Raw genomic sequence first — 14,526 nt, 5'->3', positions numbered from 1 at the left:
CTATACCTCCATCGGACGGCCTGAAGAATTTTCCCGGCAACCGGGAAATATGGAACTCACCTGATCACCCGAGCCCTGGCTCAGCGACAATAACCCGATAGCGAAAGCTCCCGCATCCCGCGGGAGAAACACGGATCATGGCACAGAAGACAGCACTCATCACAGGAATAACCGGGCAGGACGGCGCCTACTTGGCCGAACTTCTTCTGTCCAAGGGCTATATCGTTCACGGCGTCAAACGCCGGTCTTCCTCCTTCAATACGGGCCGCATTGATCATCTTTATCGTGATCCGCATGAAGATCATGTCCGGCTGAAACTGCACTATGGGGACATGACCGACGCGACCAACCTCATCCGGCTTATCCAGGAAACCCGGCCCGACGAAATCTATAACCTTGCGGCCCAGAGCCATGTTCAGGTCAGCTTCGAAACGCCCGAATACACCGGGAACGCCGACGCCCTTGGAACACTGAGGATGCTTGAGGCAATCCGCATTCTCGGGCTCGAAAAGTCAGTCCGTTTTTATCAAGCCTCCACGTCGGAGCTTTATGGCAAGGTGCAGGAAGTTCCGCAGTCGGAGACAACCCCCTTCTATCCGCGCAGCCCATATGCCGCTGCGAAGCTCTATGGCTACTGGATCACGGTGAACTACCGCGAAGCGTATGGCATACATGCTTCAAATGGCATTCTCTTCAATCATGAAGGGCCCACCCGCGGAGAAACCTTCGTCACACGAAAGATTACCCGCGCTATCGCCGCAATCCATCTCGGCCTGCAGAGCAAGCTTTTCCTCGGAAACCTGGACGCCAAGAGAGATTGGGGTCATGCTCGCGACTTCGTCGAAGGCATGTGGCGGATCCTCCAGCAACCGGCGCCCGATGATTATGTCCTCGCAACCGGAACCACGCGCACCGTACGCTCCTTTGTAGAGCTCGCATTTTCGCAGATAGGGATCTCCCTTGCCTGGAAAGGTGAGGGCGTTGATGAGGTGGGGTTTGACGCAGAAACCGGGCGTCCGCTGGTCGAAATCGATCCGAGATACTTCCGCCCCACAGAGGTCGACCTGCTGCTCGGCGATCCGTCAAAAGCGCGCCGCGTGCTGGGATGGAGCGCCAGCACGCCGTTTGAGGAGCTGGTTGCGGAGATGGTTGAAAGCGACCTGCGCGCGGTCTCCCTGGAATCCAATCTTCGCCGCCCAGATGAAGAGCGAACGCTCAGCGCTGCAGAGTAAAACGTTCATGAAGATCTCCGTACTCACCACAACTTTCAATTCCGCGCGGACGCTGCGCAGAACGCTGGATAGCTTCTGCTCGCAGGACTGGCCTGATCGCGAGATGCTTGTCCTGGATGGCGCGTCAAGCGATGAAACCCAGGAGATCGCAAGGGCCTACAGGTCGGAAAACATATTCCTTTTCAGTGAGCGCGATGCGGGCATGTATGACGCTCTCAATAAGGGATTCCGGCTGTTCACAGGCGATGCGGCCGGCGTTCTGAACTCCGATGATGCGTATGCAGACACCGCAGTGCTTTCAAAGATCGCAGAAGCTCTGGAAGAGGCAGATCTCACACATGGGCATCTGGACTTTCTGGACGATAGCGGACGGACGGTTCGCAAATGGCGGGCGGAGGAGCGGCCCCACAAGGGTTTCCGTACGGGCTGGATGCCGGCGCATCCCACCTTCTATGTCCGGCGGAAAGTGATCGAAACCATCGGCCCCTTTGACACAAGCCTTCAGACGGCGGCCGATTATGACTGGATGTTGCGGGCCATCGAAACGCAGGATTTCAAGTTGAAGCGGATCGATTCAGTACTGATCAACATGGCCGTGGGTGGGCGAAGCACGCGCAGCGTCGCTGCCCATATCCATCACAACCTGGAATCGCTTTCCGCCCGCCGGCGCTGGCTTGGAACCGGTCCCGTCGACCTCGCCCTTCTCATGAAACCCGCCCGGAAGATCAGGCAGTTTGCTGCGCGTACTCCGGCAAAGTCAGCGTGACCAGACAATGAGCAACTTCAGGCTGGCTGGTAAGAAAGTGTTTGTGGCCGGACATGCCGGCATGGTCGGATCGGCGGTTGTCCGCCGGCTCCGGCGGGAAGATTGCGAGATTCTCACCGCTGCACGTACAGTGCTTGACCTCAGGGATCAGCAGGGCGTGGACCGCTGGATGGGCAGCAACCGGCCCGATGTGGTGATCCTTGCGGCCGCCCGCGTCGGCGGGATACTCGCCAACGACACGCGGCCCGCCGAATTCCTTCATGATAATCTGATGATTGAATCCAATTTGATCGGCGCGTCCTTCAAGGCCGGGGTGGAAAAGCTCCTGTTCCTCGGCTCTTCCTGCATCTACCCGAAATATGCCCCTCAGCCCATTCCGGAGAGCGCACTGCTCAGCGGACCGCTGGAGCCGACGAATGAATGGTATGCGATTGCCAAGATTGCCGGCATCAAGCTTTGCCAGGCCTACCGGCGCCAGTACGGCGCCGACTATATCAGCGCGATGCCGACAAACCTCTACGGGCCGGGCGACAATTACGACCTTGAGACGTCGCATGTGATCCCGGCGCTTATCCGCAAGGCGCATGAGGCGCGTCTGTCGAGGGCCGATTCCTTGACGATCTGGGGAAGCGGCATGCCTATGCGGGAATTTCTTCACGCAGATGACTGCGCGGATGCGCTTGTGCATCTTCTCAAAAACTACTCCGGAGACGAACATATAAATGTGGGATCTGGCACCGATATATCCATTCGCGATCTCGCCAAACTGATCATGGAGACGGTCGGCTTTGAGGGAACCATCCGTTACGATACCAATAAGCCCGATGGAACTCCGCGAAAACTGATGAGCCCGGCGCGCCTGCGACTGCTCGGCTGGGAACCGAAGATCAGCCTGCGCGAAGGCCTGGCAGACGCATATCGCGCTTTCCTTGGCGCCCCGCCAAGGATGGTACGCGATGTCCCGGCCGATCCCGCAGTGTCAGACATCTGATCGGGGATCATATGACCAGAGTTCCTGACTTCCTGATCATCGGAGCGATGAAATCCGGTACGACGACCCTGTACGATGACCTTGCGCGTCATCCAGGCCTCTTTCTGCCAGACGACAAGGAACCGGATATCCTCCACCATGCGGCCGGGGACGCAAGCCGGGCGCGATCGCTTTATCAGAACCATTTTCGCGGCGCCGCGGACACTCAGCTGTGCGGCGAAGCGTCGACAATGTACACAATGACGCCCTGGTTCGGCGATGTCTCCACCCTTGCCAGGGAGGTGGCGGGCCCGCACCTGAAGCTCATATATATTGTCCGTGATCCAATCGACCGGATCAGCAGTCACCTGATGCATGACTATATGGCAGGGCGGATTTCGGACACGGATTTCGACAAAGTCGTGCGGTCACACGAACGCTTCATCTCGATCAGTGATTATGCCAGACAGATCGAGCCGTGGATCCACGCCTTTGGCCGCGACGCGATTCTGGTCCTGACGCTTGATGAGCTTTCCCGCGATCGCGCCGGGGTCATCGAAAGGGTGGTCCGCTTTATCGGTGCAGAGCCCGGCCTGGTGGAAGTGGGGGCTGGAGCGAGCAATCCGAGAGCCGCCATCCGGGCAACAAGTTCGCCCATAGTGCGATCCGTTATCACTAGCCCCTTCTACCGCCGCCAACTGCGACGGTTAATTCCGCGAAAACTCCTGGCGGGCCTGCGGCTTCGTCTGACAACGAGCAAAGATATTCCGCCCGCAGCGCTATCTTCTGAGATGATATCGGAACTCGCCGAAGAACTCCGTCCTTCGATGGAACGGTTCCGGACGCTGACCGGAGCAGATCTGGCCTCTCCCGTGCTACAGGACAGCACGCCTTGAACAGGATATTTCAGACGCTCCGCCGGCGCGGAGGGCTGTTCCTTATAAGGTTCGGCGTCATTGGGGCGCAGCTCCTTGTCCTGCTGGTTCTGGCCAGCCTCATGCAACGGTCCGAGTTCGGAGCTTTTGCGTATGGCTGGGCTTCCATCCAGCTGGTCAGCGCACTCATATCCTTGGGCGGGCCGGGCTATCTGCTGAGAGAAATGTCGGCCCGTCAAGCAGGGCCAGAGCATGGCCCCGCCCTGCTTCAGGTTCTGCTGATCGCGTCGGCCGGCCCGGCTATTCTGGCATTTGGTGTTTGGTTCATCATCCGGAGTCTGATCAGTCACGACCTGCTTCCGCTTGCCTCACCGGACTTCGCTCTCGTTATCGTACTTGGCGGCTGGTTGAACAATCTTGTGGCCAATATTGCCGTGCCCATCCGGGTCTCCGGGGCAGCCAATACCGCCATGTTCTACCGGGACGGGCTCGGACATCTCATCGTTCTGGCTTCCGGCTTTGCCGTGGCCGCGGCATACCCCACCGTCAGCGCGCTGCGCGTACTGGAAGGGTATTGCGCGCTTGCTGTCCTTGTGGTGGGGGCGGGTCTTCTGATCGCAGCCTTGCGCGCACGCAGCGCTGCCTATTTCGGCAACGGCAAACAACCCTTCAATCTTGCTTTCTGGGGATCAGGCCTGACAGCCATGCTTGCGGCCCAGATTGATATTTTGATCGGTGGTCTTTTCCTCACGCCCGCCCATCTTGGCAGCTACCAGATCCTGCGGAAAGCCGCGAACCTGCTGTCTTTACCCCAAATCATTGCCAACTGGAGTATCGCTGTGGAAGCGTCCAGGGCGTTTGCCTCGGGCGACCGCATCGCGCTGAAAGAGTCAGCCAGAGAAGGCCTGACGATCGCGCTCGTCCCGGCCTTCGCGCTTGGCGTCACCCTTCTCCTCGCCTCACCGGCATTGTTCTCCTGGTATCATATTCCCGTTGATGCCCAGTCTCTCATGACCTTCCTTGTTCTGACGATGGGTGGTCTGGCGAATGTCGGGTTTGGGGCGAACTTCCTGATTGCCGCCCAATGCCGCCTTGAACACCTCGCCCTCCGGGCGCGCCTGATTGCCCTGGTCGCCGGATCCGCGCTTCTCGCGTCCCTCTCTCCCGCCCTGGGCATCACGGGCGTAGCCGTGGCCATGGCGACATCCACGATCCTCATGAATGTCCTCATCTGGCTGGATGTCCAGCGCAGGCTTGGCGTTGACACCTCCATCTTTTCCCTCTTCGGCCACCGGACACAGACATGATCAAACCTGACCTGAACCTGCCGGCCCGCCCGGCGATGCGTGGGCGGATTGCGTGGGCCATGCGCGCCACGTCGGCGAAGGTAAACTATGAATGGGCGCTCCGGCGGCCAGGAAAGCCCCCCTTTATCGTGCTTACAGAATACCCCCGCTCCGGCGGGAACTGGGTGCGTGACATGGTGGCGGATGCGCTCCAGGTTCCGGCGCCGCGTTTCTCCATGTTCCCGATCACCTTCCGCGCGATCATTCACAGCCACGATCACCGCCTCATCCGGGGTCACAAGGCCATCTACGTCCTGCGGGATGGGAGGGATTGTTTCATATCCCACTATTTCAAGAACCGGAACGCGGCGCGCAGCGCAGATGCGGGAATAAGAGCATCCATACTCAGGCACCACCCGTCCCTGAACGGAAAGCTGTCGGACGAAGCGGAGATGAATGCCTTCTTTGAAGAATGGACCCGGCGCGCATCCGGTTCCCGGGCGAACTGGGCGACCCATGTCACCTCCTGGCTGACCAATACACCGCCAAACGTGACCCTGTTCCGCTATGAAGACCTACGGTCAACACCCGAGGCAGCCCTTGCCGCAGGCATTACGCAGCTCAAGGGGAGCCCGGCGCCGGACGAAGTCATCCGCTTCGCCGTCTTGCGAAATACTTTTGAAGTCCAGACCGGACGCAAGCCGGGACAAACCGACGAGACCAGCACGAAACGCCAGGGCCTGGCCGGCGCCTGGAAGCAAGAAATGCCTGCCGGTCTGCAAGACAAGTTCGCGGGCAGGTTCGGCAGGGCGCTCGAACTCGCTGGCTACCGGATCTGAGGCACACAGCATGAGCGGCATCCTCTTCATCTTACTGGCCCTGCCCATCTGGCTGATCCCGCTGCGCGTGGCCAGCCGGTACGGCATGATCAAGTGGTTCTCGCCCCTGCACCTTCTTGCATTCTACGCCTTCATGGGAACATTTCTGAAATCCATCGGTATGCTGATCCTTCCTGGGGAAGCGTTCATGTACCGCTTCATCTATTCAGACAGCTCCCTCTATCTGGGCTATATCTACACACTGGGGTTCACCGTCTGTATCTGCCTCGGATACGTGCTGGCCATCCGCGAGCGCGCTCCGCAGGATGGCCCCTCGCTTGCCCGATTGTCCATGGCCCGGATTGGCCGCCCAAAACTGCTTCTCCTGCTTGGCGGGCTCGCAGCGCTCGTCACGGTCTCGACACTTGTCACCGGCAGGTTCGAGGACCCGTCCGAAGCAACCCTCTCCCTTGATACCCTGCACACCATGAACCAGACGAAGATACAGAGGATCGAAGGGGTGGAGGGGTATGGCGCAAGCAATGCGGCCATCAAGGTGTTCGGGAAGCTGGCATGGGTCGCGCTAGCAGTATTCTTTGCTCTTCTTTTCATCCGCCAGCGGAAAACATATCTCTATGGATTTGTGATCATTGCGGCGATTGTCCTGATCAGCACCCTGGTCAAGGGCAAACGGCTCGAACTACTCAGCATCGCCATGTGCCTGACCAGTATCTATTTCATACTGGGTGGCCGCATCCGCTGGAAATTTGTCCTCTATGGGCTTTGCGGCGCCGGCGCCATCCTCGCCATTTTCGCCCTGCTGACAGTCCTTCGCAGCACCAAGGGAGATCTCTCCGAAGCCGCCTTCGATCCCATGGTGATGGTGGGGCAAATTCTGCTGTCCACCTATTTCTTCGATTTCGGCATGTCCGCCATCATCATCGACAGGTTTGACACAGACCTGATCCTCCGTGGACAGTCTTACGTGAACTGGATCATAGGGTTTGTTCCCAGGGATATATGGCCAGACAAGCCGGCAATTTCCCTTGGACCTTTCGTCAAACAGGAGGTTCTCGGAATGGCGGGAACCATCGGCGGTATCAATCCGACCGGGCCCGGCGAAGCCTTCCTGAACTTTGGCTGGGGCGGAATCTTCGTCGGTTTGGGTCTCGGCATCATTTTCCGGCGGTTCGAAGCGTTCTTTCTGAGCGGCAAGGGTCTACTGAAGCGCTACGGCCTCGTCATCTATCCCGTGATCGGCATGCCCTTCATCACCGGCTGCCTGCAAAGCACCTTCGGGGGCGTCGTGGTGTCCACGCTGACGGTGCTGGTGCTTTCCATGGGCGTCCTGCACCTGACCAAACGCCGCTCCTCCCCGCGATCCCTGCGCTCTTCCCCGCACGCAAAACACCTGAGTCCCACGGCCTGATTCCGCCAGAAAGATCCACGCCCATGTCCCTCCTCTACCTTCTCACTTATGGCGCCAGGGCGCTCGGCCGGCGCGTTGCTGACAGGGTTTCAACCCTCACCCACGCCTCTGCTCTGAAGCGTTGCGGGAAGGGCAGCATCATTGCGCGCGGTGTCTACATTCGCGATCCGCGCAACGTCGCTCTGGGCAAGCGCTGCTTTCTCCAGAAGGGCGTGACGATCGCCGGGGAATTGCGGGATAGCCGCTGTGAACTGGGAAACAATGTGCAGGTCAACAGCCGGGTCAATCTGGATAGCTCCGGCGGCCTCATCATAGGCGACAACACGCTGATATCTTCCGACTCCATCGTATACACGCATGACCATGGATATGATCCGCGGTCTGTTCCGATGGCCATCCCCAAGGTCATCGGCCGGGATGTCTGGATCGGCACACGGGCGATCATCCTGCCTTCCTGCCGCGTTATCGGCGATGGTGCCATCGTGGCTGCCGGCGCCGTGGTCGCCCGCGACGTGCCCCCCGCAGCCATCATGGCGGGCTGTCCGGCCCGCCAGGTCGGGACCGTCCCGCAAGAAACGAACCCTGCCGCACAAGCTGCCAGCCAAACGGCCTGAGCCCACGCCAACCGCCACCAATTCAGACACCAGAAAAATAAGCGAGCGCCAAGGGGATGGACACGCAGTACCGATCCGTACGTCACGTGGTGACGTCGATAACGGATGAAGCCAACGGGCTGGCCTATTCCGTCCCGTCCATGGCCGCCGCGACCGCCCGGCAGGGCTGGCAAGTGGATATCGTTACCCTGGGTGCTCGCCGGATGCCGGAAGAAAAGGTGATCTGCCGCGAGTTCCGCAGAGATTACGCCACTCTTCCCGTCCTGAAATCGCTCGGCGCATCATCACCCATGCGGACCTATCTTCTGAGTGATCCCAAACCGGTTTTGCACGGACACGGATTATGGATGATGCCGAATGTCTATGTCGGAGACGCAGCCCGGCGTAACCGCAACCCTCTGATCATGGCGCCCCGCGGAATGCTCGGCGCATCCGCTCTGAACTTCTCTCAGCGCAAGAAGAAAGCTTTCTGGTCGCTCTGGCAAAGGGCCGCGGCCGACGCTGTCACCTGCTGGCACGCAACCAGTGTTAAGGAAGCAGAAGATATTCGCGCCTTCGGAATGAAGCAGCCAATCGCGATCATTCCCAATGGTATCGACATGCCGGCAATGACCAAGCGGCTGCCGGCAGAGCGGGAGCGGACCCTTCTCTTTCTCGGGCGCATTCATCCCAAGAAGGGGGTCGACACCCTGCTCAAGGCGTGGGCCATGCTTGAACCTCTGTATCCGGACTGGCACCTCAGGATCGCCGGCCCAGACGACGGAGACTATGCCAGGCAGTGCCGCGAATACATTACGCGCCACGGCCTCTCCCGCGCCCGTCTGAGCGGCCCGGTCTTTGGCGACGAAAAGCAGAAATGCTACAGCGAGGCAGACATTTTCGTCCTCCCTACACTCGACGAAAACTTCGGGATGACAGTCGCTGAAGCGCTCGCGGCAGGCACCCCCGTAGTCTGTTCGAAAGGTGCCCCGTGGAGCGGTCTCGTCGACCACGGATGCGGGTGGTGGCATCCAATCGGTGAAAGGCCGCTCTTTGACGCGCTCTCGGCCGCCATGAGCGTGTCGGACGAGGATCGGCTGCAACTCGGGATGCGCGGCCGGGCCTGGATGGAAAATGAATTCGCCTGGCCCAAACTCGCAGAAATGATGATCGATGTTTACCGCTGGGTGAGCGGCGACGGCATCAGGCCGGACCATGTCCACTTAAGCTGAACCCGCCTGCTCTCAATCGCCCCTTTTCAACAAATACTTCCGGAGCCGATCCATGAAGATTGGTATACTGACTTATCATTTTGCCGACAGCTATGGCGCGCTGATGCAGGCGTACGCGCTGCGCGCATGGCTGCGCGGCCAGGGCCATGACGCCCAATTCGTAAACTATCACCCGGCCTATGTTGAAGGCGGCGGCCCCTTTGATGCCCCCTGGGACCTGCGAAAATGGAAGAAGAATGCGACGATCCTCTATATGCGCCTGACCGCGCTGCAGAGAGGGCTCTTCGGCAATCGCCCCTATATTGAAAGCTTCGAGCAATTCCGGAAAGATCATCTCGGCGTATCCGGCCCTGCCCTCGAAACCCTGGAAGACGTGGCAGGCGGAGACCTGCCCGATGTATTGGTCTGCGGAAGTGATCAGATCTGGAACCCTTCCGCCCAGAGAGGGCTGGATCCGGTATATTTTCTTCAGATTCCAGGCGCGGAACGCTGCTACAGGTTCTCCTATGCCGCCAGCTTCGGGCGGGCCACGCTCGATCCCGCCTTTCATGCGGAAGCGGGAGAATTATTGTCCAGCCTCGACGGTATATCCGTCCGTGAGCAGAGCGGCATCGACATAGTCGGTTCCATTTCCGGCAGGATTGCCGTCTGTGTTCCCGATCCGACACTTTTGCTGGGGGACTTTTCCGGCCTGCTCGCGCATGCCGCCCCTGGCCCCAGCGGGCACATATTCAGCTACGCCCTGCGCGCAGGCGAGCCGGTTGCCGCCATTTGCCGCCAGGCTGCCTCCCGGCTCGAAGCTGAAGTCGTTTCGCCCTTCAACCCGGCCCGTCGGTGGCCGAAGATCGGAAAGACCATTTACCCCTCGCCCATAGACTGGCTGGCGGGAATTGACCGGTCTGCGCTCGTGGTTTCAAATTCGTTTCACGGCATAGCCCTGTCGATTATCCTGCAACGGCCCTTCATTGCCGCGTCCCTGCCTGGCGCCAAGCAAGGCTTGTCTGAGCGAATCCGGAACCTCCTGATCCTTGCCGGTCTGGAAGATCGTCTGGTTACAGAATATGACGAACACCGCATAGACGAGCTTATCCAGACGCCCATCAACTGGCTGCAGACAGATCAGCGCCTCCGGGCGCAGAGGAAGGATGGCGAGCAGTTCCTGCAGTTGCAGCTTGCCGCCGCCCTCCGCACCCGGTCTCCGGAACAGGAGCCGGCATCGTGAGCGACGCCCACACCAATCTGAAAAAAGTCCGTGATGGCGGATATTGCGTCGGATGCGGCGCCTGCGCCCTCCCGGGTGGGCCGGGCGGGAAAATGCGCATGACCCCCTATGGCGAGTACGAGCCCGACCTTGCGGCCACCGTTTCCCCCTCACAGCTTGAAAAGGCCTGCCCTTTCCTTGCCCCCGAGCTTGATGAGGACCGTCTTGCAGAGACGTTTCTAGACGGGCGCGAGCAGTCGAGCCGCGAACTGGGATATTACAATTCCATCTCGGCTGCGCATGTTGAGGAAGCAGAATGGCGCGCCAATGGCAGCTCTGGAGGCATGGTCTCGTGGCTCGCTGCGGAACTGCTTCGCACCGGCCAGATAGACGGCGTCATTCATGCACGGCCGGTTTCTCCTGCGCCTCCTGGCGGCCCCTTTTATACCTACGGCATCAGCCGGACCGTGGACGATGTCGCCGCAGCCGCGCACTCTCACTATCATGTGGTGGAAATGTCCGGGGTGCTGGAAGAAGTCCTGGAAACCCCCGGACGTTACCTGTTCATCGGCGTCCCCTGCTTCGTCAAGGCGATCCGGCGCCTGCAGACACTTGACCCCCGCCTGAACGAGCGGATCGCCTTCACGATCGGACTGGTCTGCGGCCACCTCAAGAGCGTCAACTGGTCTCTTTCTCTGGGCTGGGGCGCGGGGGTCCCACCAGAAGAGCTCGCCGCCATCCGCTTCAGGGAAAAGGGCGAAGATATTCCCGCCAAGTCCTACCATTTCGCCGTCAGGGCACGCGGCTCGGATGATTTTCTTGTCCACGACGCGGCCAGCATCGCAGGCGGACGGTTCAATACCGGCGCCATGATGCTGCGTGCCTGCGACTTCTGTGATGATGTTGTCGGTGAGACCGCCGACCTCACCGTAGGCGATGCATGGCTCCCCGAATACCAGTTCGACTGGCGGGGGAAGAACATGATCGTCATCCGGAGCGCCCATCTCGAGGCCCTGATTCAGGCAGCCTTCAATGCGGGCCGGCTGAGCCTCACTCCGTTGAGCGCGCGGCAGGCAGCAGATGCTCAATCCGGTGGCTTCCGGCATAGACGTGAAGGGCTCGCCTATCGCCTTGAAGGCAAAAAGGCGCGGGGCGAGTGGCATCCGGTCAAGCGGCCCTTCAAGGTCCGCCCTCCCTCCCCCCTCCGCCGCCTCATCTATACGCTGCGCCAGGAGGTCTCCCTGATCTCACGGGAGGCCTTCGTCCGGGCCCGAAGCGCCGGAAATTTCGAAGTTTATGCCGGCTCCGTGCGCCGGGCGATGCAGAGGCTGAGATTTGCGGAACTGGTGTCCGCAGCCCCCCGCATCCTTTCGGTTCGTATCCGGCATGTTCTTTCAAAGGACCGGAGATCATGACCGTTACATCGACCGAAAGACTGTACAAGGACCGGTTGTCGATCGGCAACAAGGTCTCGCGCCGCCTGTGGGGGTTGGCCCGTATACTGCTTTTCAGCTGGACGCCAGATTACGGGTTCAATGGCTGGCGGATTATGGTCCTGAAGCTATTCGGAGCTCGCATTGGCCATGGATGCAAGATTGCTCCGGATTGCCGTATCTGGGCGCCCTGGAATTTGAGGATGGGGAATTATGTCTGCCTCGCAGCAGGCGTCGATTGCTACAATGTCGCCCTAATCAGGCTGGATGATCACGTCACCATTAGCCAGCGTTCATACCTTTGTTCCGCCTCCCATGACATCCGCCTGCTCGCCCGCCCTCTGACGCACGCGCCCATCCATATCCGGCAACATGCCTGGGTCTGCGCCGAAGCGATGATCGGTCCGGGCGTCGAGATCGGCGAGGGCAGCGTTGCGGCAGCCCGCGCCGTGGTCATGAAAAGCGTGCCCCCCTGGACCGTTGTTGGCGGTAATCCCGCCGTCACCATCAAGGCGCGCGTTCTGGCTCAATCCGAGCTGCTGCAATGAACGACATCCACGCCATAATCCTTACGCTGAATGAGGAAATGCACATTGAGCGGTGTATCCGCAGCCTGTCGGATCAATGCGCGTCGGTAACAGTGGTTGACAGCGGATCTTCAGATCGAACCTGCGAGATTGCCCGCAATCTCGGCGCCCGCGTCATCGTCAATCCCTTTATCAATCATGCCCAGCAGATGAATTTCGCCATCGATCAGGTGTCCGGTTCCGGAGGCTGGCTGTTCCGTATAGATGCTGACGAAGTGCTTTCCCAGGACAGCCGTGAAAGCCTGCGAGACGCCGTTCTTCGCGCGGCGCCGGACGTGCAGGCTTTTGTGGTCATGCGCCGGATTCATTTTCTCGGCCGGCGCATCCGTCATGGCGCTGTTGAGCCAAGCTGGCAGTTGCGCCTTTGGCGAGCCGATGCGGGGCGCTGTGAACAGCGATGGATGGACGAGCATATTCTTGTGCGGGGCCGGGTAGACCGCTCCGGCATCGTGATTGCAGACATAAATCTCAATTCTCTTGGCTGGTGGACCACAAAGCACAACGGCTATGCCAGCCGGGAAGCCATCGAACAGCTCAATGAAGTCCATGGCTTTCTCCCGGTAAGCACGCTGCAAGGGGCAGGCGCCAGTGCCCAGGCCCGCCGAAAGCGCTTCCTGAAACATCATCTTTACAGGCGCATTCCCCCTAGCCTGCGTGCCGCAATATACTTCGTTTGGCGGTATGTGTTCAGGTTCGGCTTTCTGGATGGGCGGCCAGGATGGTATTTCCATCTGCTTCAGGGATTCTGGTATCGAACGCTGGTCGATGCGAAGGTCATGGAAATTCAGCGCTATGCGGACGAACACCGCATCAGCATCACTGCGGCAATTGAAACGCTGACCGGCATCGCCCCTCTCCCCCCGACCAACACTAAGGCCGAGCCCAAGGCCAACGCGTAGTTAAATCACTCCATCCCCAAAACCAGCTGGCCCCGCCAGTGCCAACGATTTGTCTCTCCCAGAAGAAGGCGTCCCCATGACCTCCGCCCACCCTCCGCCTACCAGCAGACCCTTCAGCCATCTTGATCGCCTCGAAGCAGAGAGCATCCACATCATGCGGGAAGTGGTTGCCCAGGCGGAAAACCCGGTAATGCTCTATTCAATCGGCAAGGATTCAGCGGTGATGCTCCACCTTGCCGCAAAGGCTTTCTATCCTTCCCGCCCGCCCTTTCCGCTGATGCATGTCGATACGACCTGGAAGTTCCGGGAGATGATCGAATTCCGGGACCGGAAGGCCGCCGAGATAGGCATGGACCTGATTGTACACATCAATCAGGAAGGAATTGACGAAGGCGTTGGTCCGTTTACGCATGGTTCAGCCCACCATACGGACGTGATGAAGACCCAGGCGCTGCGTCAGGCGCTCGATCGCTACCGGTTTGATGCAGCCTTCGGCGGCGCCCGCCGGGATGAAGAAAAGTCCAGAGCCAAGGAGCGGATCTTTTCCTTCCGCTCTGCCGGCCACAGATGGGATCCCAAACGCCAGCGTCCGGAGCTATGGGACCTCTACAATGCCCGCACGCGGCCGGGGGAGAGCATGCGTGTCTTCCCGCTCTCCAATTGGACCGAGCTGGATATCTGGCAATACATAAGACGGGAACGGATCGATATCGTTCCTCTGTATTTCTCTGCCGAGCGCTCTGTTGTCGAATGGAATGGCGCCCTGATCATGGTGGATGATGACCGCATGCCCGCGGAACTGCGCGCCAAGGCGACCCCGAAATCCGTCCGATTCCGGACGCTCGGTTGCTATCCCCTGACAGGCGCTGTCGAAAGCGAAGCTACCACGCTCGACGCCATCATACAGGAAATGCTGCTCGCCAGATCATCCGAGCGCCAAGGCCGCGTGATCGACACCGACCAGTCGGCATCCATGGAAAAGAAAAAGCAGGAAGGTTACTTCTGATGCGCCTGACAGACGAACTGATTACGACAGACATCGCCGCCTACCTCACCCGGCAGGAAGAAAAGTCCTTGCTGCGTTTCATTACCTGCGGCTCGGTTGACGATGGAAAATCCACGCTGATTGGCCGGCTGCTCTACGACTCCAAGATGATCTTCGAGGATCAGCTTGCGGCCCTTGTGAACCGCGCCGGGTTTGCCGG

15 protein-coding genes are annotated in these 14,526 nt (G+C 59.7%); all 15 read left to right on the top strand.

What is annotated here, in order from left to right:
- Window positions 1-137 precede the first annotated feature (137 nt).
- Window positions 138-1,232, top strand: coding sequence for a GDP-mannose 4,6-dehydratase (gmd, locus tag HPO_RS18810; protein ID WP_035602528.1), 1,095 nt, complete (start codon window positions 138-140; stop codon window positions 1,230-1,232).
- 7 nt (window positions 1,233-1,239) lie between these two features.
- Window positions 1,240-1,998, top strand: a complete 759-nt coding sequence (locus HPO_RS18805; protein WP_035602525.1) for a glycosyltransferase family 2 protein — start codon at window positions 1,240-1,242, stop codon at window positions 1,996-1,998.
- 7 nt (window positions 1,999-2,005) lie between these two features.
- A complete protein-coding gene (gene fcl / locus HPO_RS18800; protein WP_051612836.1) occupies window positions 2,006-2,989 on the top strand; it encodes a GDP-L-fucose synthase in 984 nt (327 codons plus the stop codon).
- An 11-nt stretch (window positions 2,990-3,000) separates the two neighbouring features.
- Window positions 3,001-3,864: a sulfotransferase domain-containing protein gene (locus tag HPO_RS18795; protein WP_035602522.1), complete on the top strand. Its 864-nt coding sequence runs from the start codon at window positions 3,001-3,003 to the stop codon at window positions 3,862-3,864.
- Complete coding sequence (locus HPO_RS18790; protein ID WP_035602519.1) at window positions 3,861-5,150, top strand: lipopolysaccharide biosynthesis protein; 1,290 nt, start codon at window positions 3,861-3,863, stop codon at window positions 5,148-5,150. Before HPO_RS18795 ends, HPO_RS18790 begins: the two co-directional genes overlap by 4 nt.
- Window positions 5,147-5,968, top strand: coding sequence for a sulfotransferase domain-containing protein (locus tag HPO_RS18785; protein WP_035602517.1), 822 nt, complete (start codon window positions 5,147-5,149; stop codon window positions 5,966-5,968). The genes HPO_RS18790 and HPO_RS18785 overlap by 4 nt, the downstream gene beginning before the upstream one ends.
- A gap of 10 nt (window positions 5,969-5,978) precedes the next feature.
- Window positions 5,979-7,376, top strand: coding sequence for an O-antigen polymerase (locus tag HPO_RS20655; RefSeq protein WP_051612835.1), 1,398 nt, complete (start codon window positions 5,979-5,981; stop codon window positions 7,374-7,376).
- Between the two features lie 23 nt (window positions 7,377-7,399).
- Entirely contained in the window at window positions 7,400-7,990 is a 591-nt protein-coding gene (locus HPO_RS21300) for an acyltransferase (protein WP_051612834.1), read from the top strand.
- A 56-nt stretch (window positions 7,991-8,046) separates the two neighbouring features.
- Complete coding sequence (locus tag HPO_RS18770; RefSeq protein ID WP_035602514.1) at window positions 8,047-9,201, top strand: glycosyltransferase; 1,155 nt, start codon at window positions 8,047-8,049, stop codon at window positions 9,199-9,201.
- Between the two features lie 52 nt (window positions 9,202-9,253).
- A complete protein-coding gene (locus tag HPO_RS18765) occupies window positions 9,254-10,423 on the top strand; it encodes a polysaccharide pyruvyl transferase family protein (protein ID WP_035602510.1) in 1,170 nt (389 codons plus the stop codon).
- The gene (locus HPO_RS18760) at window positions 10,420-11,817 is read left to right on the top strand and encodes a Coenzyme F420 hydrogenase/dehydrogenase, beta subunit C-terminal domain (RefSeq protein WP_084324451.1); all 1,398 of its coding nucleotides are present in this window, start codon (window positions 10,420-10,422) and stop codon (window positions 11,815-11,817) included. Before HPO_RS18765 ends, HPO_RS18760 begins: the two co-directional genes overlap by 4 nt.
- The gene (locus HPO_RS18755; protein ID WP_035602507.1) at window positions 11,814-12,383 is read left to right on the top strand and encodes an LbetaH domain-containing protein; all 570 of its coding nucleotides are present in this window, start codon (window positions 11,814-11,816) and stop codon (window positions 12,381-12,383) included. The genes HPO_RS18760 and HPO_RS18755 overlap by 4 nt, the downstream gene beginning before the upstream one ends.
- Window positions 12,380-13,321 carry a glycosyltransferase family 2 protein gene (locus HPO_RS20410; protein WP_084324450.1) on the top strand — a complete coding sequence of 314 codons (942 nt, stop codon included), beginning with the start codon at window positions 12,380-12,382 and terminating at the stop codon, window positions 13,319-13,321. Before HPO_RS18755 ends, HPO_RS20410 begins: the two co-directional genes overlap by 4 nt.
- 76 nt (window positions 13,322-13,397) lie before the next feature.
- The gene (cysD, locus tag HPO_RS18745) at window positions 13,398-14,327 is read left to right on the top strand and encodes a sulfate adenylyltransferase subunit CysD (RefSeq protein ID WP_035602505.1); all 930 of its coding nucleotides are present in this window, start codon (window positions 13,398-13,400) and stop codon (window positions 14,325-14,327) included.
- Window positions 14,327-14,526 (top strand): GTP-binding protein (locus HPO_RS18740; RefSeq protein WP_035602502.1); only part of this gene is annotated, 200 nt, incomplete at its 3' end. The genes cysD and HPO_RS18740, both read left to right, overlap by 1 nt.

The sequence above is a fragment of the Hyphomonas polymorpha PS728 genome (genome assembly GCF_000685315.1).
Taxonomy (GTDB): domain Bacteria; phylum Pseudomonadota; class Alphaproteobacteria; order Caulobacterales; family Hyphomonadaceae; genus Hyphomonas; species Hyphomonas polymorpha.
Note: the sequence above shows the minus strand (reverse complement) of the source record. Positions and strands in the feature narration are given on the sequence as shown.

Excerpts from the sequence above, each read along its gene's own strand:
- HPO_RS18755 (WP_035602507.1), top strand. The coding sequence starts at position 11,814 with ATGACCGTTACATCGACCGAAAGACTGTACAAGGACCGGTTGTCGATC.
- cysD (WP_035602505.1), top strand. The coding sequence starts at position 13,398 with ATGACCTCCGCCCACCCTCCGCCTACCAGCAGACCCTTCAGCCATCTT.
- HPO_RS20655 (WP_051612835.1), top strand. The coding sequence starts at position 5,979 with ATGAGCGGCATCCTCTTCATCTTACTGGCCCTGCCCATCTGGCTGATC.
- HPO_RS20410 (WP_084324450.1), top strand. The coding sequence starts at position 12,380 with ATGAACGACATCCACGCCATAATCCTTACGCTGAATGAGGAAATGCAC.
- HPO_RS18785 (WP_035602517.1), top strand. The coding sequence starts at position 5,147 with ATGATCAAACCTGACCTGAACCTGCCGGCCCGCCCGGCGATGCGTGGG.
- HPO_RS18805 (WP_035602525.1), top strand. The coding sequence starts at position 1,240 with ATGAAGATCTCCGTACTCACCACAACTTTCAATTCCGCGCGGACGCTG.
- fcl (WP_051612836.1), top strand. The coding sequence starts at position 2,006 with ATGAGCAACTTCAGGCTGGCTGGTAAGAAAGTGTTTGTGGCCGGACAT.
- gmd (WP_035602528.1), top strand. The coding sequence starts at position 138 with ATGGCACAGAAGACAGCACTCATCACAGGAATAACCGGGCAGGACGGC.
- HPO_RS18770 (WP_035602514.1), top strand. The coding sequence starts at position 8,047 with ATGGACACGCAGTACCGATCCGTACGTCACGTGGTGACGTCGATAACG.
- HPO_RS18765 (WP_035602510.1), top strand. The coding sequence starts at position 9,254 with ATGAAGATTGGTATACTGACTTATCATTTTGCCGACAGCTATGGCGCG.
- HPO_RS21300 (WP_051612834.1), top strand. The coding sequence starts at position 7,400 with ATGTCCCTCCTCTACCTTCTCACTTATGGCGCCAGGGCGCTCGGCCGG.
- HPO_RS18795 (WP_035602522.1), top strand. The coding sequence starts at position 3,001 with ATGACCAGAGTTCCTGACTTCCTGATCATCGGAGCGATGAAATCCGGT.